This window comes from Vibrio sp. 1249-1 (assembly GCF_033340495.1).
Genome location: NZ_JAWOWJ010000091.1, coordinates 1 through 1,185 on the forward strand (window position 1 = coordinate 1; position 1,185 = coordinate 1,185).

The 1,185-nt window shown below is 47.7% G+C and carries 1 pseudogene; it reads right to left on the bottom strand.

Annotation, left to right across the window (positions count from 1 at the left end):
• Positions 1 to 187: 187 nt before the first annotated feature.
• Positions 188 to 1,036, bottom strand: a pseudogene (locus R7Z50_RS24475) (patatin family protein).
• Positions 1,037 to 1,185: the final 149 nt, after the last annotated feature.

Below are 1,185 nucleotides of genomic sequence, written 5' to 3' on the forward strand. Positions count from 1 at the left end.
TGGCTGTTCGAAACCTATTAAAGCGAACGACAGCGAACAGCCAATTTTGACCGATGTCTTAGTATTACGCTGAATGTATTTGAGCCTACTTATTGGGCTCGTAGCGAAGCAAATCGATAATCCACTGCCATCGAGTTTGCATTAGCCACCTAGATTAACTTGCGTTTAATCGAGGTGGCTTTTTTCTTTACATTGAATTCCAACGTTCTATGGCTTGTTTGCCAGCCTCAATTCCCAGTTCATATGCTTCTCGCAAAGGTTCTGGTGAGCGGCTTAAGCGTTTTAACTTAAACGTTTCTGGTGGACACACTTGGATTATCTCAACGCCTGGTGGCGGGTTGTTTATCAGTTCCAATGTTTGGTTGTAACGAACGTCACGTGTCAGCATAGGCTCAATCAGAGCTGGCGTTTCCTTCAGCATACGTTTTGTGATGGCACTGAACTTTGATCTTGGTTTTCGGTAACTGGCGATCTGGCTGCGCAGGACCATGATTTTCGTCGCTCCTCTCTTGATGGCTTCGGCAATTGGCAGGGCATCTGCAACGCCGCCATCCACATATCGAGTGCCATTAAGAAGTACGCCATTACGATAGAGTACGGGCAGGGCGCTGCTGGCCTTCATGGTCTCCGCTAACATATCGACGTCCGGAGGGAGGTATTCTGCCTGTCCAGTATCTTGACGAGTGACGACAAGGAAAAAAGGACGCGGATCAGCAGCGAGCACTTCTTTATCAATGCCTAACTCTTCAAGTGTCACTTGCCACATCCAATCCAAATCCATGACATCACCACCGCGTATGAGCTGGCTGGGGGTGATGAACTCATTTCTTAGGCTGTAATCGAGATAGATTTTTAGGTTTCTGCCCGGCATTTTTGCCAAATAGGCGGCAAGATTATTTGCGCCAGCCGATACGCCCCAAAAGCTGTCGAAGGGAGAAAAGTCCGCAGCTAAAAAATGGTCGAGTATTCAGCAAGAAAATACCCCTCGCATTGCGCCGCCTTCCACAATCAGTGCACGAGAACCTACATGTTCCATCTGCTTATCCGCTTTCTATCTTTTAGTTGAGTAACGGCAGCTTAACGTATAAGCGGCTGATTCCCAAACAAGGCCGCATATGTTCATGCGGGGAGGCATCAGATTGGCCAATCTTGAGTGCAGTGATGAACGCCTTTCTTAGTTTTCCA